The sequence below is a fragment of the Shewanella sp. 10N.286.51.B8 genome, assembly GCF_041469325.1.
In the GTDB taxonomy this organism is placed as follows: Bacteria; Pseudomonadota; Gammaproteobacteria; order Enterobacterales; family Shewanellaceae; genus Shewanella.
The window spans coordinates 1-21577 of record NZ_JBFRKG010000017.1; the positions used below are offsets into that span (position 1 = coordinate 1).

General features: G+C 38.8%; 16 protein-coding genes. 5 read left to right on the forward strand and 11 right to left on the reverse strand.

From position 1 onward, the window contains the following. Positions 1-183: 183 nt before the first annotated feature. Positions 184-1476, reverse strand: a complete 1293-nt coding sequence (locus AB4160_RS07325) for a TIGR03503 family protein (protein WP_372004084.1) — start codon at positions 1474-1476, stop codon at positions 184-186. 11 nt (positions 1477-1487) lie between these two features. Beyond that, positions 1488-2222 carry a DNA polymerase III subunit epsilon gene (gene dnaQ, locus AB4160_RS07330; RefSeq protein WP_102477270.1) on the reverse strand — a complete coding sequence of 245 codons (735 nt, stop codon included), beginning with the start codon at positions 2220-2222 and terminating at the stop codon, positions 1488-1490. A gap of 76 nt (positions 2223-2298) precedes the next feature. Here dnaQ and rnhA point away from each other — a divergent pair, with 76 nt between their 5' ends. Beyond that, a complete protein-coding gene (gene rnhA, locus AB4160_RS07335; RefSeq protein ID WP_102437793.1) occupies positions 2299-2781 on the forward strand; it encodes a ribonuclease HI in 483 nt (160 codons plus the stop codon). A gap of 49 nt (positions 2782-2830) precedes the next feature. Here rnhA and AB4160_RS07340 read toward each other — a convergent pair whose 3' ends face one another. After that, entirely contained in the window at positions 2831-3565 is a 735-nt protein-coding gene (locus AB4160_RS07340) for a class I SAM-dependent methyltransferase (RefSeq protein ID WP_102437795.1), read from the reverse strand. 290 nt (positions 3566-3855) lie between these two features. On the opposite strand from AB4160_RS07340, the gene gloB reads away from it, so the two are divergent. Together gloB and AB4160_RS07350 are read left to right on the forward strand one after the other, a co-directional pair. Further along, positions 3856-4653 carry a hydroxyacylglutathione hydrolase gene (gene gloB / locus AB4160_RS07345; protein ID WP_102437901.1) on the forward strand — a complete coding sequence of 266 codons (798 nt, stop codon included), beginning with the start codon at positions 3856-3858 and terminating at the stop codon, positions 4651-4653. Between the two features lie 141 nt (positions 4654-4794). Next, entirely contained in the window at positions 4795-6318 is a 1524-nt protein-coding gene (locus tag AB4160_RS07350) for a LysM peptidoglycan-binding domain-containing protein (RefSeq protein WP_102437797.1), read from the forward strand. Positions 6319-6563: 245 nt separating this feature from the next. On the opposite strand, the gene AB4160_RS07355 is transcribed toward AB4160_RS07350, so the two are convergent. Both AB4160_RS07355 and AB4160_RS07360 read right to left on the reverse strand, forming a co-directional pair. Continuing rightward, positions 6564-8378, reverse strand: coding sequence for an AsmA family protein (locus AB4160_RS07355; protein ID WP_372004086.1), 1815 nt, complete (start codon positions 8376-8378; stop codon positions 6564-6566). Between the two features lie 59 nt (positions 8379-8437). Further along, on the reverse strand, positions 8438-8932 hold the full coding sequence (locus AB4160_RS07360) for a putative 4-hydroxy-4-methyl-2-oxoglutarate aldolase (protein WP_102437800.1): 495 nt from the start codon (positions 8930-8932) through the stop codon (positions 8438-8440). Between the two features lie 177 nt (positions 8933-9109). Here AB4160_RS07360 and AB4160_RS07365 point away from each other — a divergent pair, with 177 nt between their 5' ends. Continuing rightward, on the forward strand, positions 9110-9424 hold the full coding sequence (locus tag AB4160_RS07365) for a hypothetical protein (protein ID WP_102437802.1): 315 nt from the start codon (positions 9110-9112) through the stop codon (positions 9422-9424). A gap of 531 nt (positions 9425-9955) precedes the next feature. Here AB4160_RS07365 and AB4160_RS07370 read toward each other — a convergent pair. Next, positions 9956-11053 (reverse strand): GGDEF domain-containing protein, encoded by a 1098-nt coding sequence (locus AB4160_RS07370; RefSeq protein ID WP_372004088.1) that lies wholly within the window; start codon positions 11051-11053, stop codon positions 9956-9958. Between the two features lie 557 nt (positions 11054-11610). Here AB4160_RS07370 and AB4160_RS07375 point away from each other — a divergent pair. Next, a complete protein-coding gene (locus tag AB4160_RS07375) occupies positions 11611-12546 on the forward strand; it encodes a LysR family transcriptional regulator (protein WP_372004090.1) in 936 nt (311 codons plus the stop codon). A 13-nt stretch (positions 12547-12559) separates the two neighbouring features. Here AB4160_RS07375 and AB4160_RS07380 read toward each other — a convergent pair whose 3' ends face one another. The 5 genes from AB4160_RS07380 to AB4160_RS07400 form a co-directional block, all read right to left on the reverse strand. Further along, positions 12560-13624, reverse strand: coding sequence for a LacI family DNA-binding transcriptional regulator (locus AB4160_RS07380; protein ID WP_372004092.1), 1065 nt, complete (start codon positions 13622-13624; stop codon positions 12560-12562). Between the two features lie 264 nt (positions 13625-13888). Beyond that, the gene (locus AB4160_RS07385; RefSeq protein ID WP_102477264.1) at positions 13889-14371 is read right to left on the reverse strand and encodes a GNAT family N-acetyltransferase; all 483 of its coding nucleotides are present in this window, start codon (positions 14369-14371) and stop codon (positions 13889-13891) included. Positions 14372-14784: 413 nt separating this feature from the next. Beyond that, positions 14785-15318 carry a cell division protein ZapC gene (locus AB4160_RS07390; RefSeq protein ID WP_372004094.1) on the reverse strand — a complete coding sequence of 178 codons (534 nt, stop codon included), beginning with the start codon at positions 15316-15318 and terminating at the stop codon, positions 14785-14787. Between the two features lie 189 nt (positions 15319-15507). Then, positions 15508-16530: a quinone-dependent dihydroorotate dehydrogenase gene (gene pyrD / locus AB4160_RS07395; RefSeq protein WP_102437812.1), complete on the reverse strand. Its 1023-nt coding sequence runs from the start codon at positions 16528-16530 to the stop codon at positions 15508-15510. Positions 16531-16594: 64 nt separating this feature from the next. Further along, positions 16595-21439 (reverse strand): NAD-glutamate dehydrogenase, encoded by a 4845-nt coding sequence (locus AB4160_RS07400; protein ID WP_102477262.1) that lies wholly within the window; start codon positions 21437-21439, stop codon positions 16595-16597. Positions 21440-21577: the final 138 nt, after the last annotated feature.

Consider the following 21577-nt stretch of genomic DNA (forward strand, 5'->3'; position numbering starts at 1 on the left):
ACCAACTGAACTACCGCTCCACTTAAGTTGCACGAATAATAAGGTCGTCGTCAAAAACCGTCAACAGTTTTTTTTAAGTTTTTATCCGTTTAGCTAAAAAACATACAACAGCGATTAAGTTATAAACTTTTTGACTAAAAAGAGATCAATTTAATCTAAGCTAATATAATTAGCAGCAAACAATTATTTTTCATCTGGCATGGTTAAATCAAAATCATCAATAGCAGCAGTGATATCACCTTTTTTCGCAGCTTCTTGTTCAAGTCTTAATTTGGTTGTTGCCAGTGCTTTATTTAACGCAAGTTTCTTACGCCAAAAAATTAACCCTACCCCTCCTATGATTAACAGTAGGCCATTAATCGATGCAATCCACACGATAGCCTTATCTTTTGCAGCTTGCTCTTCTTGCGCTGCTAGCTGCGCAGCTCTTGCAGCTAACTCTTCAGCGCTGGGTGGAGGTTGAGGCGGTTCAATTAAATTAAAAAACAATTCCGGTAAATCCAGTATTAACTCACGCCCTGCAATACTGGTTGAGGCAACACTGCCTTTGATTCTATAACTGCCAAAATCGGTCACTTGCGGTATCGCGACTAAAGCTGGTGTTTCAGTGAACTCATTAACAACAATCGGTAACTTAAGCCCTGCCGGGCCAACGATATCGAATTGAATATGGGTTTGCTCAAGTTTGAGTATTTCGTCATCAACATTTATTTGAATCTGCCAAACACCGGTTAATTTATCCGCGGGTTCAATTACTTCAACTTGAATGGGAGTTTCTGATAAATAGATTGGGTAGCTAATTTCACGCTCAAATACATTATTTCGCGCGACAACACTTAAGGTGTAGCTTCCCCAAGGTTGATTTAGATTATGTTTGCCCGTAAACACCCCATCATCGGGTATCTCATCCAAACCTTCACCATTATCTCTGTAAGAACCGACTGTAACAGTGCCGGTAGTAAAGTTGGCTTCGGTATTTTTATGATGGCTGGTAAATTTAACCGTCCATTCGAACATGTAATCAAGCCCTGGCAGACGAACCGTTAAGCCGTCACCAAGTAACTTAGCAGTGACTTTTAAACGTTCACCTTGAAATAGAGGCTGGGGGATATGCTCAACGTCAATTTCAAGTTGCGATACTTTTTGGATAGTGGAATTAGGCGCTAAACTGCCGATTAATTGCCAAGGACCGGGCATCGGATTGTTGATTCTAATCATATCGCCAGTTAAGCCATCGGCCCAATTGACATTATCAGGGTGCCTTTCGGAATACCATTTGGAACCGTCAGGCAACACGATTATCACTGGAGCGGAGCCATAAGTTCTTTGCACCAATAAGGTCACTTCATCGACCATATGATCAATACGAAATCTATTCTGTAACTCACTTGCTTGGGTATAAGGCACCGCTGTTGCCAATTGTGGCGTAACGGTAGCAACTAAGATAAAAATAACCGCCAGACAGTATGATTTCATTAAGCTCACTTTTATGCTTCACCTCTCCAGAGGCATTTGCCTGATTTTTTGACTAAATCAAGTCTTTCATCGTGTGATATTAATTCATCGGCCGTTGCTTGGATCACTTTAAGATTAAACTCATTTTGATCAATTAATTGTATGCCACCACCTTCTTGACCCACTTTTTCATTTGATAAATTAAAGCCAATTTGTCCACCGGTCATCACTAAGTAAACATCAGCAAGGATTTCAGCATCCAATAGTGCGCCGTGATAGGTACGCCTAGAGGTATCGATACCGTAACGTTTACTGAGTGCATCTAGATTATTTTTTTGACCAGGATGCAGGTATTTTGCAATGTCTAGCGAATCGAGTATGTCACAGATATCTGCTGACTTGGGGCCTTGGGGCCTAAGCTGACTAAATTCATGATCCATAAAGCTGATATCAAACGGTGCGTTATGTGCGACAATTTCAGCACCAGCGATAAAGTCGATAAACTCTTGTGCGATTTGATGAAACCGCGGTTCTTTAGCAACTCGTTCATCAGTAATACCATGTACTTCAATGGCTTCTGGATCAATTAACTGACCTGGATTGATATATTGATGATAAGTACGACCGGTTAGTTTACGGTCAATCACTTCAACACAACCAATTTCGATAATTCTATGGCCAATATAAACGGGGCCACCTGCCTGATTCATACCGGTTGTTTCAGTATCTAAAATGATTTGGCGACTGGCGCCTGAAATAATATTCATAGGTAACTCAATTAATTGATAATAATTTAGGTATAATTGCCGAAATGTTTATTGCTGTGTATATGGTAACAATTTGATGTCAGAACTAAAACTTATCAATATCTTTACTGATGGCTCATGTCTGGGTAACCCTGGTCCCGGCGGATACGGTATTGTAATGAAATATAAGCAGCATACCAAAGAAATGTCTGATGGATTTAAGCTGACGACCAATAATCGGATGGAATTATTAGCGCCTATTGTGGCGTTAGAAGCGCTATATGAACCGTGTAAAATCATCTTAACCAGTGATAGTCAATATATGCGTCAAGGGATCACCCAATGGATCCATGGCTGGAAGAAAAAAGGTTGGATAACTTCAACTAAAACCCCAGTTAAAAATGTCGATTTATGGAAAAGGTTAGATAAAGCCAGTCAACTGCATCAAATTGATTGGCGCTGGGTTAAGGGACATGCTGGGCATATTGAAAATGAACGCTGTGATGATTTAGCCAGGCAAGCCGCCGAAGCTAAACCTCAGCAAGCTGATGTTAATTATCTGCCTGAAGCCAAAGCCTAAAACCCAAATCTGTTGTATAGCCAATATATTATTGGCTATACGCTTTAGCTTATTTTGAGAGCAATTTAGTATGTTTACTGTGCCCTGCTCTGCCTGCTGTCGGCGCTGTCGCCCATTGACGAGTACGCGCTTTTCGCTTTTCCCTGATGGGCGTTAATGGCGACTCCATTTTTCTGGCCACAATCAAATACACACTGCCAACGCCTGGTAACCACTTTTCTAATCTATTTTGCCACCAGCGGCCTTGGTTCATTTGTCCAAGCAAAGGGTGATAAATAAAACGTTCATCCTGCAGGATTTGATAACCTAATAAACCTAACCAATCTTTTACCCTCGCTGGCATAAAAAACTGACCACACCAAGGTAATTGAGTTTGATATTTAGGTAGAAGCTTACCCATAAAGGCGGTACTGACAGGGTTAAAACCACAAACAAAAATATAGCCGCCGGAAATCATTACTCGGTCAACTTCCCGTAATAAACGATATGGGTCATGTTCAAATTCCATTAAAAAACTCATCAGCACGGCATCCATGGTGCTTGTTTGCAGGGGCAAATGATGGGGATCGGCTTGAATTGATGCGCCTTGGGCATCATGAATAGAAAAATGCCGCGCAATATTGCAATGTAAACTAGACACTTGAGCGCTAAGCGCACCTAGCTTTAATAAATGGTAACCAAAAATCCTCGGCCACCAATCAGTTAACTTTTGTTCTAGGGCCAATTGAATCTCATCACCACAGGGTAACTCTTGCCATAATTGTGGTTTTTGATTTATCGACATTAACCTGATACTCCCTTAATTTCAAAAGCCCTAGGTTGAGTATAACGACTTATGGCTCTTTGTCGTTAGCATTTTACCCATAGTTGATATCATTTAAAAAAGGGACGAATAAAGTGTTAAATTTATTGTTAATTAGCGCGTTTACATAACCTTATTTAGTCACTTCAACCAGTTGTTTACTTTAAATGTAACAGTATACAAGCCTAGTTCAGCCCAAGCATATTCACTCTATTGGCCTTTTACATATAATCCGTTAACCTAGCGGTAAGATTTCACTTATGGATTTAATCATGCTTTCAGTCATCGGTATTTCAGCGTTTAATGACAACTACATTTGGCTTATACATCAAAAAAATAGCAATCAAGCCTATGTTGTTGACCCTGGCTGTGGCCAAAGTGTGCTCGATTACCTCAAGGGCTCCCCATTAGAGCTGGCGGGGATATTAATCACTCACCATCATGCAGATCACACTGGTGGCATTGCGCAATTACAACAGGCTTTTAATAATAAGCTCGAGGTTTATGGACCTGAAAGTGAAAATATTAGCGGTATTACGCATCCAATAAAAGGCGAGCCATTACTCAAACTCAAGGAGCTTGATACAAAGCTTAAAGTCATTAGTGTGCCGGGCCATACGTTAGGTCATATAGCTTACTTTTATCAACAGCCAGATAGTGTAAACTGTGAAGCGTTATTTTGCGGAGACACCCTATTTAGCGGCGGTTGTGGAAGATTGTTTGAAGGCACAGCCGAACAAATGGCAAACTCGTTAGCAAAACTCGCTGACTTGCCACCTCACACCCAAGTTTACTGCGCCCATGAATATACCGCGGCTAATCTTAAATTTGCGTTACAAGCAGAACCTAACAATAAAGCGTTGCAGCAATACAGTCAGTCAGTTACTTTATCTCGTAATAACAATATGGCTACAATTCCAACTACAATCGCAACAGAATTAGCCATAAATCCATTTTTAAGAAGTAACAGTAAAGAAATAAAACAAGTCATCGCTGCTAAGTTTCAAGTTGAAAAACCAACAGCACTACAGACGTTTACTTTACTCAGAGAGTGGAAAAATAACTTTTAAGCTATTGAGCGCGGCGTCACTTGCTAAGTTAGCAAAGACATTAAAGCCATTTTACACTACAATGCCGCCTCAATTTTGACCAAACACATTTGGTAGACGCCTTTGATCTGCCAGCTTTGCAAGATTTAGGATTTTTTTTAGATGCATAAACCTTTATACCTTTTTGTTGGAAGCTTGGCATTTCTAACCGCATGCCAAACTGCCACTCCAACAAAAGTCGAGCCTTCACCGATTGTCGTTCCTCAGCCAATTAAGCCTGAAAAAGTTGTAGACGAAGTTGCAGCACCGGTTGAAATCACCGATGTTTGGCAACGGATCCGTTTGCAACTTACCATGCCAATTGATGATGTAAAACTGGTGAATAAATATCGAGACTGGTATTTAGCGAACCCAAGACATTTAGAAATTGTCTCTCAACGTGCAGAGCCGTATTTACATTATATTGTCGAAGAATTAGAAAAACGTAATCTGCCGATTGAACTAGCATTATTACCTATTGTTGAAAGCTCGTTTGACCCTTCAGCTTACTCTGCGAGTGCCGCTTCAGGTTTATGGCAATTAACTACGCCTATTTCTAATTACTTTGGTGTTAAAAGTGACTGGTGGTATGACGGCAGACGTGATGTTCCCGCATCCACCACTGCAGCACTGGACTTCTTAGAGTACTTATACGATAGGACCGGACAAAACTGGTTATATGCCATTGCGGCCTATAATACGGGTGAAGGCCGAGTAAATAATGCTGTTCGCCGTAATAAAGCCGCAGGTAAAAGCACTGAATTTTGGGCGCTATCATTACCCAGAGAAACTCAACGCTACGTACCGCAACTGATTGCATTATCAGATGTGGTTAAAAATGCTGACAAATATGGCATCAAACTAACTCCAATCAGTAATGAACCGCATATTGCTGTGGTTGATACCCAAAGCCAGATTGACCTTAAACTTGCGGCAGATTTAGCCAATATGCCAGTTAAAGAATTAAAAGCATTAAACCCAGGTTTAGATCGCTGGGCAACATCACCTGATGGCCCTAATACATTGGTGGTGCCATTTGATAAAGCGGCGCAGTTTGAACAAAAACTTGCAAACCTTGATCCTAAATCAAAATTGAACTGGCATAGATACCAAATTAAATCTGGCGATACCGTAAGCCATATTGCCAAGCGTTTTGATACTTCGGCTTCTTTTATTCGTTCAAGTAATGGCCTGAAAAATAATAATATTAGAGCCGGAAAGTACCTTATTATTCCAGTTCCTGCTGAAGGCGCAAACCTCACAACTGAACAGTTATTAGCACAAGCAAAACCAAGCTCAGTTAAGACTAAAACTTACACGGTTAAATCAGGCGATTCATTATGGGTCATTGCCAGAAAAAATGATGTCAGTGTTGATGATTTAATTCGCTGGAATCGTCTGCCTAAAAACGGCACTTTAAGCATTGGTAAACAATTAAAGATTGGCGCAGTATCAAGTAGCAAAAACAATGCAGAAAGAACCGTTAATTACAAAGTTCGCTCTGGGGATTCATTGGCTAGAATTGCCAGTAAATTCAACGTTTCAGTCAATGATTTGATCGAGTGGAATAGACTTCAAAACAGTAAGTATATTCAGCCAGGACAGATGTTAAGATTGATTGTGGATGTCACCAAGGTCAATGCGTAGTGAGTCTATAAGCTAACTTCTTAGCAATTTCGCAGTAAGTATTTCGCGACTTAAAACAAAAAACGGCAAGGTGATCCTTGCCGTTTTTTATTATATAGCGATTTTTAAACTTGATGTAATCAACTCATCTATACCAAGTTTAAAGCAGTACAAGATCCAAAGTCTTGGTTAACATGATCCCTTGGATATTTTTACTTATGATAAAAATAGCCGCTGACTAAGCCCAAGTGGGCTTAATCACATCATTAAAAACCTAATTTCTTAAATAACTTACCTTTGAGTTTATCGGTTTCATCTTTAAGTTTAGAATCTAATAAAGCACTGGTATCGATACCAAATTTAGGATCTTTCATGCTGCCGGTTATGGTAAGCGGAATGTCCACGCCAGCTAAGGCATCTTCACCACCCTGACCCGCTAATGAGCCCACCACTGACGTCGTTAGCTTATAGTCCACAGTTTCATTATCAATATTAGCACTGCCATTACCGCTAAGGCGAATGAGTGGCGACGCCATAGCTAAGTCTGGGTTAGTCGCAACAGCATTTTTCAAACTAAAACTACCGGTTAAACTAGTAAAATCAGTTTTAAGTTCTTCAGTATTTTTTGCAGATAAATCCCCTTTTAACTTATCTTGAGCACTACGGATCATTTGCGGGATATTCACTCCGTATAACGAGCCATCGGCAATTTCGAAATTACCCTGTGCCAGCAGGTTTTTCTTTAAGTTATCTGGAATTAAACTTTTACCAGAACCAGAAATTTTAAAATTTGCCGCACCTGAAATTAAATCAATATCCGCCGCATCTTTTAACAGCGGTCTAAATTGCACCCCCGTTAATGTTTCATCAAAGCGATAACTAGCTACTTTCTGACGACCATCAAGCTGGGCTGTCGCTTTAATGCTACCTTCATATAAATTCGCAGAAAACTGAGTTAAATCGGCAACGCCATCTTTGACCTTGGCTTTCATTACCCAGTTTTGAGTGAGTAGATTTGCGACCTTGATTGATTTAACCGACATGCCTAAGGTTAAATCAATGGTTTTTAATGCGGACAAATCAGGCTCTACAGCTGGCTTGCTCGCTGCAACTTGTTCAGTGTCTTCTGCTTTAGCTTCGGTCTCTGATGGCGGCAGTAATTTATCAACATCGATATCACCGACATCTAATTGCAGGTTAATTTTAGGGATTGTGGCGCCGTAATTGACTGAAACATCGCCAGTGGCGCTTATGTCCATCGCTGACAATTGTTTTATAGCAACATCTAATTTTTTAGCATCTAAAGCCACATTAATATCAGTAATCAGCTGGCTGCTAACACTTTTATTAGGGATAGCCTCACCGGTCACATCAGTATTAATGGTTAAATCAGCCATAATAACCTGAGTCAAATCTTCACTAATGGTCAATTGACCATTACCAGAACTTGCCAGCATCATATCAGGCATTTGTGCAGTAAATTCATAAGCAAAGTCTGCAGCGTTTCCTAATGAAAACTCACCAAGGGTTAAACTATTTAAACTAAATATTTGTTTGGTTTCTGCCGCTTCATCAATTACGTTGATGGTGGTATTGGTAATAGACACGCCGCCGATTTGTAAACTTTGCAATTCGAGTGTATTAGCTGATGATGCTGGTTCTGACGCGGTTGTGGTTTCAGGTGATGCAGCACCGCCCAAACCATCAAAGCTGGTTGAACCGTCTTTTTTAGTGACGATATTCATAGTCAAACCATCAAGGGATAATTGTGCAATTTCCACTTGTTGGCTTAAAAGCGGCATTAATGCCACACTGGCGACCGCTTGGTTTACTTCAACTAATGTACTTGGAGAAAAGTTCTCAGGGTTGGATAGTGAAATGCCACCGAGGTTAATCCCAAGTGTCGGGAAAAAGCTCCAACTTAAGTCTTGGCTAATGACAAAATCACGGCCAGTTTGCTTTTTAACGGCATCCACAATTTGTGGTTTAAAACTATTTGGATCAAAAAATACCGTTAAATAAATAACCAGCAATAAGATTACGCTAGCGACTATAGCTAATAGCCATTTAAGTGCCTTCATGTTTGCATCCTTGTAAGCAAATTGATTTTTAATGTAAAAATAAATTAATTCATCTAAGTTTAGCTTAATACTGCTAAATCTAAAGGTTTTTCAGTAACGGCTATGCCATTTTCATCGGCATAGATCATCATGGCAGGTTTTACTGAGACACCGGCAATCTCGATATTTATATTCACAAGGCCAACATCTTTTTTTTCTGTTTTAATGGGATTAGCACTTAGCGCCTGCACACCAATACCAATGGTCGACAATGTGCCCACATCTCTTACCGCACCAAAAATGATGATACCTTCCCATTCATTATTGGCCGCCGACTCCGCAATCATGTCACCTAGCAAAGCACGCCGACACACGCCGCCGCCATCGACCACTAACACTTTACCTTTACCAGCGGTTGCTAACGTTGACTTCACTTTAGAGTTATCTTCAAAACACTTAACCGTAACCACTTCACCATAAAATATCCGTTTGGCGCCGTAACTTTGCCAATTGGCGGGTATCAAGGTTAATTCAGAACCATAGTGGTCAAATAAATCAGGTAATAAATCTAGCATTTTGCACATCCTGTACTAAAGTAAATAAATTAATGTTTAATATAAACGTCATGCTCTATTGAAACAAATCATTAATCTGAATAAACTATCAATAATGCTCTGTTACTATTCATGGAAGATAGAGAGTACCCATGCTAAATAGCATTCATTTACTCATAATCCTAAGTAGTTATCCATATGACTGATATTAATTTACAAAATGTAATTAACGCCTTTGATGAATTAGATTTCGAAAATAGAACAACTAAAAGTCTTGAAAGTGCCCGCAACAAATTGCAAATGAAAACTTATCTTGACTCTCTTGATTACAGTTTACGTCGATTAAACATTTTAAATGAAGTCGTTTCAGAAATGGTTGAGCAAAAAAAATCAGCCTTAAAGAAGCAAGAGCAAGTTCAAACCTACAAATCTAAAGTCATACAACTGTCTAGAGAATATCGTATTTCTTACCAAGAAGTACTTGAAATCATGATTTCAATCAAACAAAAATAAATAGTCTAGAACCCAAATTAAATAGTAAAATCTTCATACTAAAAGACTCAAGTTCAACACAAATTGATACTCTAACTATTTTTATTGGCTGATTTAATTGTCCAATCTTATAATCGCATTACTTTATATCTTTTTAGGTTTACTTGGGGGTAAGCCTAAATTGTTTATAATCCGGCTATGTAAATAATTTATATTTTAAATCTACCCAAAACTAGCTTGCATAACCAAACCTACAAAAACCTTATCGCTATTCGAAGGTGTATGTTCATTTTGATTTTTTACTTTTCAAACAAAACCTCTTCACTGCGGGTTAAGTTGGTACTTGGCTTAGCAAGAACTGCCCTTTCCCCTCTGTGGTTGCTACTATTTGAATGATGCTTGATAAATATCGCCAATGAATCCTTTAATGTCATTTGGGATATCCTCCACTTGGTCTGCCTATCACGGTGCCACAATGGGTTGAAAAATAGCAATTTGAATTGAGAAAAGCCCCTTTAATTTTGAATTTCAAATGTATTAAAACCGTTTTAGCTAAACTGGATACACTCTATTTCTGCCGTGACCTTTTGCTAAATAAAGATGGGTATCTGCTTGTTTATATAATGCCTCAATTGTAGTGATTTCTTGGGTCATTTCAGCGACACCGATACTGACGCTTGTATCAATCAAAATGGTATTATAAAGGAAATCTTTACTCTCAATGATAATTCGTATTTTCTCAGCAATACGCTTGGCATCATTCATTGATGTATTGTTGAGTAAAATAGCGAATTCCTCACCACCAATTCGTGCGAAAATGTCGCTTTCTCGCATGCTGCTTTCTAGGGTTCTAGCCAGTTCGATTAAAACAAAATCACCTGCTTGATGGCCATAATTATCGTTCACTTTTTTAAAGTGATCGATATCAATCATTAACAGTGAAACGCTAGTTTGTTGTCTTGAAGCAATCGCCATTATCTTTTTGGCCATTTCAAAAAAATAACGCCGATTATATATGTTAGTTAGGTTATCCATGATGGATAACCTACGAAATTCTTCGGCACTTTTTTCTACATCCTCGTGGGCTTTTATGCTAGATATTCGACTATCTAACATTGATTTTGACAATAAAATGGTTGCAGGAATATAGCTAACAATAAACGCCAATAAAGCAAAATGTTGGTATTCACCAAAATAAAGCATAATAGCAATCTGCGGCGTTATCATTAAAATGAAAAACACCAAATAGGCTTTAAAGAAAGACGACATCGATAATGTTGCGGCTGTGACAATTCCGATAATTAGAATAAAACCGACAAACTCAAACGGTTGACGAGCATAAATTATTAGCATCACCGATGATGCCGTCCACATGCAGGCTTGAAATACATTTAGAGCGATAAAAATGTCTTCATCATTAGCGAGTCTTTTTCTATCTTCTTTTTCTAAATGTTTTTCAAACATTTTTGCATTATAAATTCGGCATATTGCTAAGAGAATTTGTAAACAAAACCAAGTCATCAAAATGTTAAACGGAATGAGGATGTTAAATACTAAGGCGTAAGTAATAGAGACAATCAACATCGCAACCATGGCTCTGGGTGTTTGCTCGGCGACATTTTGTAAAAGTTTTGCAGGAACGTTAGACATACATATCCTATATTCAGCACAATTTGCCCCTAGTAAACAACTCATTAATCGATTTTAACAGCTTGAGATAAACGAATATTTTATGAGGCTGCATACTTATTTTAACGTTCTTAAAAACACACAAATACAGTTAATTAGAGCATTATAGTAAATATAGGAAGCATCGCCTGAATTGTCTAGCAGACCATTGGAAATCATTAAATAAACATGTGCTAGGCGTTATTTAGAGCACGATTGAGACCTTGATTGAACAACTCATCAGCTAGAGAAAATGCCTACCTTATGTCAGAAATCCCCTTTGATTTACTCTGGAAGGCAAAGTCAACATCTTTAAATAAGATGCAAAAGCTGCATTTATTTCACGGACAGCCTTAAGTGGTTCTAATAAGAAGACAGTCAGTCTCAGATGGCGGACGTATTAGACCTTGTTGAAAATGAACTTGTTGCATTGTTATCACCTGTGCGGGCTATTTTATCGAATAAGTAAATAATACCTGTTGTTAACTCCACTAAAAACGCTATATTAATTATAATATTCTCAAATATGGATTGATAATATGCTCATACAAGACCTGCACATCATTCTCAAAGTAGCTGAATTTCGAAGTATTACTGCGGCTGCAAACAGCCTTGATATGCGTATGGCAACCGCTAGTGCTGCGGTCAAGCGTGTTGAAGCAGCATTAGGCGTTGAGCTATTTGTACGCACTACGCGCCAACTTAGGCTTTCCCCTGCTGGTGAGCGCTATTTACCTCAATGCGAACTGGCTGTGCAACTGTTAGACAATGCCCAGCAAAATGCTCAGGAAGATTTAGATGTACTAAAAGGTGAAATAAGAATTGCCCTATCATCTGATCTAGGCCGTAATGTGGTTACCCCGTGGTTGGATGATTTTTTGCTGCTTTATCCCGACGTGGCTTTACGCAGTAATATCACTGACAGTAATATTGATTTTTATCGTGACTCTGTTGATATGGCGCTGCGCTATGGTGAGCCAAGCGATGCCAGTATGTATGGTTTTCGAATTTGCAGTATTCCACGAGTACTGTGCGCCACACCTAGCTATTTAGACAAAAATGGCGCCCCTACAACGCCAGATGAACTCATAAATCACAATGGGCTGTTTTACCAGTTACAGGATATTGTTCAGAACGAGTGGCGCTTTAGTCATCAAAACCAAAGCCATAAAGTAAAGCTTAAAGGTAATCGTGCATCTAATGACGGAGATTTGGTGCGGCGTTGGTGTGTGTCGGGACACGGGTTTGCGATTAAGTCATGTCTTGATATGGCGGATGATTTGCTAACTGGTCGTGTGGTAAACGTCATGCCGGAATATAAGCCAACTGCGACAGAATTGTGGCTTGTGTGCCCCAGCCGTCAGTCTATTACTCCAACAATGCGCTTATTACGTGATTATTTTAGAGAGAAAACCCAGCAGCTATTGTCTCAACTGGTTGAGCATGGCGTGTTAAACAAACAAGATATTAAATAACATACAATCACTATTAAGCTAATTCATTAAACTGAGTTGTTGAATCTCGCTCTTTTAATTCAAAGTCTAAAACATGGCGTAAATTTGATAGGCTATCTGAAGTCACTTGATTCATTTGGCCAGAAGTCAGTAATGTGATAGCTGTTTCAGCCATCGCATTGATAGGTTGTTTCACTGTTGTGATATGTGGCCAAATCGTAGTAGCAAGCGGGGTATCATCATAACCGGCAACGCTTAAGTCTTTGGGTACATTTAAGCCTAAGGAATTGGCAACCGAAACAACTGCTGCAGCCATATCATCATTACTAGCAAATATCGCGCTTGGTCTATTTTCTCTATCTAATAGAGCCTTAGCAGCTCCTAATGCAGACTTATAGCTGAACATACCTTGCTCAATAAACTCTGGCGGAATGTTTAACTGTTTAGATCGCATTGCATCTAAAAATCCTTGATAACGAAGACGACTGGCACCAACGTCTGGGTGCCCTATAATAAAGCCAATGTCTTTATGGCCTTTATTAATCAACAAATTAGTCATCTCATAAGCGGCTTGATAATCGTCCATACAAACAAAAGCAGATAAGGTTAACTCCACATCTGGTGATACTCGTACAAAAGGAATATTTAATACAGTAAGCTCTTTGAGAATCTCAATATTGTTACAAAAAGGCGGTAATAGAATAACGCCATCAACTCGTGTTTCTTCAACTAAATCACGTGTGATTTTTAACTTTTCTTCTTGGGTGCCTTCACACTCATCTACCACTAAATGATAACCTTGCTGGCGGCAACTTTTTAAAGCCGACATCATGAACTGACTAACATAACCACCTTCACTTGGGTTTTCGTAAAGTAAGCCAATTAAATAAGATTTAGAACTCGCTAAACGCCTAGCTGAAATATTGGGGCGATAGTTTAGTTGATCTGCCGCTTGCTGCACTTTCGCTCGTGTTTTGTCACTGACTTTTTCGTCCTTGTTTAACACCCTAGAAACGGTCATTTTCGACACACCAGCCATTAAAGCAACATCTTGAATAGTGATTTTAGTGCTTGATTTACTCTTATTAATTGGACTCATTAGGAAACTCATTTAAAAATAAGATAAATGTTACAAAGTTCGTAGTAACAATAATACCCTCAGAATAACAGATAAATTACTGATACTATAATCACTTATTCTTATTCATGCGTATTGTGGCAAAATCTATAATTATCACATTAAAACAGTCAATAAGGATCATCGAACCATCGTTATTAGCGACTAAAGCTGGTTATTACTCACACAATAAATTTATCGTGTTATCGATAACCTACATTTGATAATAATGTCTATAAATTATTACTATAAGCTTTTTAGCATCCAAACATCACAGCCACCGTGAATGGTACCAACAAGGGGCTTATCTAAATGTTGAAAGCCCATCTTTTCATAGAGTGTAATTGCCGCTGTCATTGAATTTAACGTATCGAGATAACATTGTTCAAAACCGTTTGCTTTTGCAAATGTAAGACATTGCTCAGTTAAGCGCTTACCTAAACCAAGCCCTCTCGTTTCAGGTAATAGAAATAATTTTCTTAACTCACAAATCTTGTTATCACCGTTGAACTTTGCAATACCTGCACCGCCTACCACTTGATTATCAATGCATGCTACTAAATAAATACTCTTATTTTTTGAGCAATAAAACCGGCTCATTTGTAGTACTTCGGGATCAGAAGGGCCAAACCCCTCGCCTATGGCACCAAATTCTTTACCTACTGATTTAATGATGGCTGCGACTTGGGGATCTTGCGCTAATATTATGGGTTTGATTATAATTTTCATAGTCTGTTTACCGCTTAACCTTGCTACGATTCAAAATAGATGTTTAACAACACCCGCTTACTTATTTTGCTAAAGTTCGCTTATTCGAGGTGATTTATCTCTGTTTGTTTCAATATACTTTTTAAAACTAATTGAGTCTATTAGCATTAAAGCTGATGACTATTAGCGCCATTTGCTATATTCGCAGCAAATGAACCAGAAATTAGACTAGCTTAGCTAATCCCGTATTCGAATTTAAAACGACAGTGAAGAGTATATGACGAGCTAAAACCAATTGAATTGGGTACAAAGAAGATATCTGATAATTTTTCAATTTAACAAATATTATTAAATAGCGCTTTTAACTAAAAAAGCCGCAATGAACATTATTAATTAAAATATACACACGAGTAAATCACCAAACAGATATTAGATTAAGCAGCAACCACAAGTTTGGCTTTTTTAAGGGGATTTAAGCGATTATGCATCACCTTAATAATATCAAACTGCTGTAGAACTTTAGATTCAGTTAAAGGGCATTCTCGGGATAACACCATCACTAACGCTGCCTGCAAGCTGTTTTCAACCACTAGAACTAAAACAGAGGTTCCATTGGCATTTAACGAAAATAACTTACCTACTTCGCAATAAACACATTCTTGACTGATTTCAAAAAACCAAGATTTTGGCATTTGTGGTTTGATCATAAAATGCGCTGCGGTGGCATTCAGCGCTGTTTGTACGACTGCAGCATCGGACATTTTTAACGCTTTAGGCAGACTTTCAAGTAGGTTTATATAGAATTTAGCATGATCCACACTAAATTCTGACGTCATTAATGCATCAGGGATAAGAGATTTGGTTTTATATGGGGTTAAGAACTCCATTTCGGAACCTAATGAAATACTTAATTGCTTAAAAGTTTCATTATATTCCCACTGCCAGTCCTTATTTGGCATTAATAACATTTTTAAATACCTACTTTAACAATACAATCTGATAATAGTTTATATTTCAGACAATATCAAAATATTATTTAAAAACTTTGATATATTTATCATTAAGTTATAACGATCGTAAGATCGTGATTGCGATCGCTATAACTTGATTAGATCTGATTTATTGGATCAAAAGACTAATTTTTAGATCAACTTATATTATTTAGCTTTATAAGCATTAACAATATCGTTTATTAAACCCGGACCTTGATAAATAAAGCCAGTGTATATCTGTACCAATTCTGAACCTACATCAAATTTAGCTAAGGCATCTTCGGCACTATTTATTCCACCGACGCCAATAATCGGGATCTCACCGTTCAAATATCCCGCTAATTGTCTGATCACTTGAGTAGAAAGATCCGTCAACGGCTTACCACTTAAGCCACCCGCTTCGTTAGCATTGTCTAAGCCAACAACCGCATCACGGGTTAAAGTGGTATTTGTCGCAATCGCGCCATCAAATTTACTTTTTAATAGCGATTCAGCAATCTTTTCAATTTCTTCAGAGGTTAAATCCGGGGCAATTTTTAGTGCTATTGGTACATACTTATTGTACTTTTTTGCGAGTTCTGTTTGCTTTTCTTTTAATGAAGATAGTAAATCGTCTAATAACTCACCATATTGCAGCGTACGTAGACCTGGAGTATTAGGTGATGAGATATTTACCGCAATATAATCCGAATATTGGTAGACTTTTTCCATGCAGATTAAATAATCATTCTTACCTTCATCTACTGGGGTATCTTTATTTTTACCAATATTTACACCAACAATAATATCGGATTTCTTCGCCATTAAATTTCTGACTAAATTATCTACACCTTTATTGTTAAAACCCATTCTATTAATGATTGCTTTTGCAGGTTTTAAGCGAAATAAACGCGGTTGTTCATTACCCGGTTGTGGACGAGGCGTTACCGTACCGACTTCAATATGACCAAATCCCATCGCATGAAATGCATCAATTGATTCGCCATCTTTATCCAATCCAGCCGCCAAGCCAACTGGATTTTTAAAATTAATGCCCATACAAGTCACAGGCGCTGAGGCAACTTTTTGACTGTAAAATAGGTTTAAAGGGTTGTTTCCAGTATTTTTTAAACTTCCGATAGCGATATTATGCGCGATCTCTGGATCCATCTGAAACATTACTTTTTGTGCAACTTTATAAAAAAACATGCTTTCTCCTAAACCTAAAAAAAGCCCCGGCTATCGCCAGGGCTCGTTCACTTATTATAAATAATTATCTCGGTCCTTCACAATGAAGGATCAATAAATTAAGTTCTCGCAGTGCCACTGAGAATTTTGCAAAATCATGGCTTTGAGACACCTTAAATTCAGTCAGTAGGTTAAACCAGCGTTCTAACAACTTTTGATTATTATCAATCCACTGGTTAATGATCACATCTGCATCGCAAGAGTCTGTACAGGCTCGAAGGACTGTAGAGCTTAATGAGCGCTGTTGCCAATCTAACTCTTCTCTGAAGGCTGCGCGGGCTAATCCTTGCCAATGATTAGACACTGGTTGAATACTAATCTGTTCTAAGAACCAATGTAATTCAACTTTTGCACCTAATCTGAAATACGTTTCAGCAACCAGTTTTACTGATTTGTCCTCAAGTTGGGCAATTTGAGCAATATCTAATGCTGAGAATAAGGTACTCATTTTAGCGATAACATGCGCTAAAGACTCTGGTACTTGCTGTTCCTGGAGTAATTTAATTTCAGTTGAAATAGCCATAACTTCTGCAGAAATCATATATTGATCAACATTAGCTTTTAATTCATCAAACACAGGTTTGAAGAATGCTACAGTTTGCTCAATATTTTCACCTTTCTTGCGGTGACGAATTAACCAGCGACAAGCTCTGCGCATGTTACGACGTAATTGGTGCAACATTTCACTTTGAACGTCAGCAGACACAATTCCATTAAGCTTAGTAATTGACTGTGTTAGTTCAGTTAAGCTAAATATTTCTCGAGCCATAGTGTAGCAAATTGCCGCTTCAGCAACTGAGGCACCGGTCTCATCTTGCATACGCTGTACAAAGTTAAAGCCCATATCATTAACCAATTCATTGGCTAATGAAGTTGCAATAATTTCACCGCGCAAAGGATGCGAAATCATCTTATCTGCATATTTATCTTTCAATTGCTGCGGGAAATAGTTCGTTAGCAATTTACTTAAAAAACTATCTTCAGTGATTTCAGCGGTGACCAATTGCTCTTTTAGGACCATTTTGCCATAAGCAACCAATACTGATAGCTCTGGACGAGTCAGTGCACGGTTATTTGCTAAGCGATCGGCTAACTCATCATCTGTTGGTAAAAATTCTAGGGCGCGATCTAATTTGCCATCTTTTTCAAGATATTGAATGTATCGGATATGCTCTTTTAACTGAGCAACACCATGTGCCAGAGTCACAGAAATGGTGCGGGTTTGATCGTTACAGTCTTGCAGAACAATCTCACCGACTTCATCTGTCATTGACTCTAACAGACGGTTACGCTGTTTAACCGTAAGTTCACCATCTGCAACAATAGTATTAAGTAAGATTTTGATGTTCACTTCGTTGTCTGAACAATCAACCCCACCGACATTGTCAACAAAATCAGTATTGACTCGGCCACCATTGGCTGCAAATTCAATACGACCCAATTGGGTTGCACCTAAGTTGCCACCTTCACCAATGATTTTAGCGTTGAGTTCATTACCGTTGACTCGAATAGCGTCATTAGCACGATCGCCAACTTCAGCATGAGTTTCAGTCGTCGCCTTAACGTAGGTACCAATACCGCCATTCCAAATTAAATCTACACGCATTTTTAGCAATGCTTGCATAAGTTGATTTGGCGTCATGGTGTTTTCGGTAGTATCCAGCATCAGCTTGATTTCTTTAGTCAATTTTAATGACTTAGCTGAACGTTGGAATACTACCCCGCCTTTTGACATTAGCTTGGTATTGTAATCTTCCCAACTTGAACGCGGTAAATTAAATAAACGCTCACGCTCGATATAACTGGCTTCAACATCTGGATTGGGATCGATGAAGATATGCATATGGTTAAATGCCGCCACTAACTTAGTATGACGGGATAACAACATGCCATTACCAAATACATCACCAGCCATGTCGCCAATTGCCAGACAGGTAAAGTCGGTACTTTGACAATCGATGCCTTCTTCACGGAAGTGACGTTTGACAGACTCCCAAGCCCCTTTGGCGGTAATGCCCATTTTCTTATGGTCATAACCATTACTGCCGCCAGATGCAAATGCATCACCTAACCAAAAGTTGTATTCAATGGCGATTTCATTGGCAATATCGGAGAATGTTGCAGTGCCTTTATCGGCTGCAACCACTAAATAGGCATCATCTTCGTCATGACGAACCACATCTTTTGGCGGTACAACATTGCCTTCGATGATATTGTCACTGATGTCCAATAACCCGCGAATGAATAAGCGGTAACACGCTTGCCCTTCGTTAAAGAAGGCTTCACGGCCGCCGTCTGTAGGCAGCTGCTTACACACAAAACCGCCTTTTGCACCAACAGGAACAATCACGGTATTTTTAACTTGTTGCGCTTTGACCAAGCCTAGTACTTCAGTACGGAAATCTTCACGACGATCTGACCAACGTAAGCCACCACGAGCGACTTTACCACCACGCAAATGCACCCCTTCAAACCTTGGTGAATACACAAAGATTTCAAATTTTGGCAATGGACGCGGCATCTCAGGAATATCTTCAGGTAAAAACTTGAATGAGATATAAGGTTTAACATCAACATCGTTAATCGTTTGATAGAAGTTGGTACGCAGCGTTGCGTTAATCAAATCTAAGTAACGGCGAATAATGCGGTCATCATCAAGGCTAGAGACATCTTCTAGGCGTAAATCGATTTGCTCATAAAATTTACTGAGAGTGCGGGTTTTAAGTTTAGGGTTAAACTTACGAATAAACATTTTAACTAATAAATCAGCAATTTGCGGATAACGATTAAAGGTTTCTTCGATATATGATTGGCTAAATGTTGCATCAATTTGACGCATATATTTGGCATAAGCACGTAAAATAGATACTTCACGGCCAGTAAGGCTGGTTGCCAACACCATGCGGTTAAAGCCATCATCTTCAAGTTTCTTTTGCCATACTTGAGATAACGCATTTTGGAATCGATCTTGGCTATCTGCCAAGTTTTCAATTGCTGCGCCCTGCACCATCATTAAGAAATCAAGGATCCAATAGGTGGCACCATCTTCAGTTTTCACTTCATATGGACGCTCATTGATGACCCGTAATCCAAAGTTTTCTAACATTGGCAGTACATCAGACAGATGTATCGGTTCATCTTTATGGAACAACTTTAAACGTACTTTATTATCATTTAAGGCTGTTTCTTGCGGCTGATAAAATAGCATGCCTAGTTTATGCTCGTCATTCAACGCTTCAAGGTGCTGAATATCGACCACGGCTGAACTCGGCAATACATCTTCTTTATAGCTTGGTGAAAACGCATTGAGGTAACGTTTAACTAAGCCAGTACCCGATTGCTCACCTAATGAGTTAGTTAATGAACTCTGTAATTTATCTTCCCAAGAGCGCGCCGCTTCAATTAGGTTTTTCTCAATAGCAGCCACATCGACATCCATATTATTATTATCAACTTTCACGATGTAGTGCGTACGCGCTAAAGTCGATTCTGAGAAATAAGTGGTAAATTCAACATCTTCAGTGCTGTTAAAATGCTGCGCTAAAATACGTTGAGTGTCTTGACGTAATTTAGTGTTGTAGCGATCTTTTGAAACATACACCAAACAGGACAAAAATCGGCCAAAACCGTCTTTACGAACAAATACTTTTAATTTGTCACGGTCTTGCATATGTAATACACCACGAGCAACACTGGCTAATTCATCTTCTTTAGATTGAATTAACTCATCACGAGGTAAATTCTCAAGGGTATTCATCAACGCTTTGTAGTCATGTGAACGTGGTGCTAGACCTGAGCGCTCCATAATCCGTTCAACTTTTTCAGCTAACAGCGGTATTTCTCTGGGGCTACGGTTATAAAGATTGGACGCGTAAAGTCCTAAAAAGCGATCTTCTCCAATCACGTTACCTTTTTTATCAAAGCGTTTAATACCGATGTAATCCACATAAGCGGGCCTATGAACTCGGCTTTTAGTCGAGCTTTTAGTCAGCACTAACAGACTCTCATCTAGAGCTTCTTTTCTTGCTGATTGAGAAAGCGAAGACAGTAATAAGCCACGCTCGCCGTTTTTATTAACAGAGCGGCTCATTAATCCTAAACTTGAATCTAAATCAGGTACTAACTCAACATCACCTTCAACACGCTTTAACTCATAATAGCGGTAACCTAGTAGGGTGAAGTGATGATTATTTAGGTAGGTTAAAAAGCTAATTGCTTCTTCTTTTTCACATTTCGCGCCAGGAAAAGGCTGCTTAGGTAATAATTTTACTGTTTCTGACAATTTGTCAGACATTTTTTGCCAATCAACGACTGACGACACCACATCAGCAAAAACTGATTCAAGTTCTTTACCAATGGCTTTAATATCGGCTTCACTGCTTTGGCGATCAATTTCAATCAAAAACACCGCAACATTTTCTGTGTTTTCATCAGCATCTTTAATAAAAGACACTTCTTTAACTAATTCTTTTTCACGCACCAACGCCATTGGTGTGTGCAGCATCATATGAGCAGTAATCCCCATACGATTTAACGCCATAGCAACTGAATCAACCAAGAATGGCATATCAGGCTGTATAATTTCGATAATACTATGACTTGACTGCCAGCCATGTTTTGACTGACTTGGATTAAATACCCGAATGTGGGTATTGGTTGCAGCAGATTTGTTTAAGGCATTCCAAAGACTTAATACTGCGCCATACAAATCGCTGTCATTACGAGCGTTTAAGTCGTCTTCTGACATATGGGCGTATATACAATGGGCAAATTGCTCAACTTGTTTTGCTTGAGTATTAGGGATTTTTTTATGAATTAAATTGACTACATTTTCTAGTAGTACTGAAGGCATTGCATCTTTAAAGGCCATGTTGCAGTTTCCTTAAGCGTTTATGGCAGCGCTTTTATCATTATATTGGATGCTTCGGCTTGTTGATCCCGTCTTAAACTGAGATCTGCCGCAAAGTTTATTACTAATTTCATGCTATTTCGAGCTAAATTTTAGTGG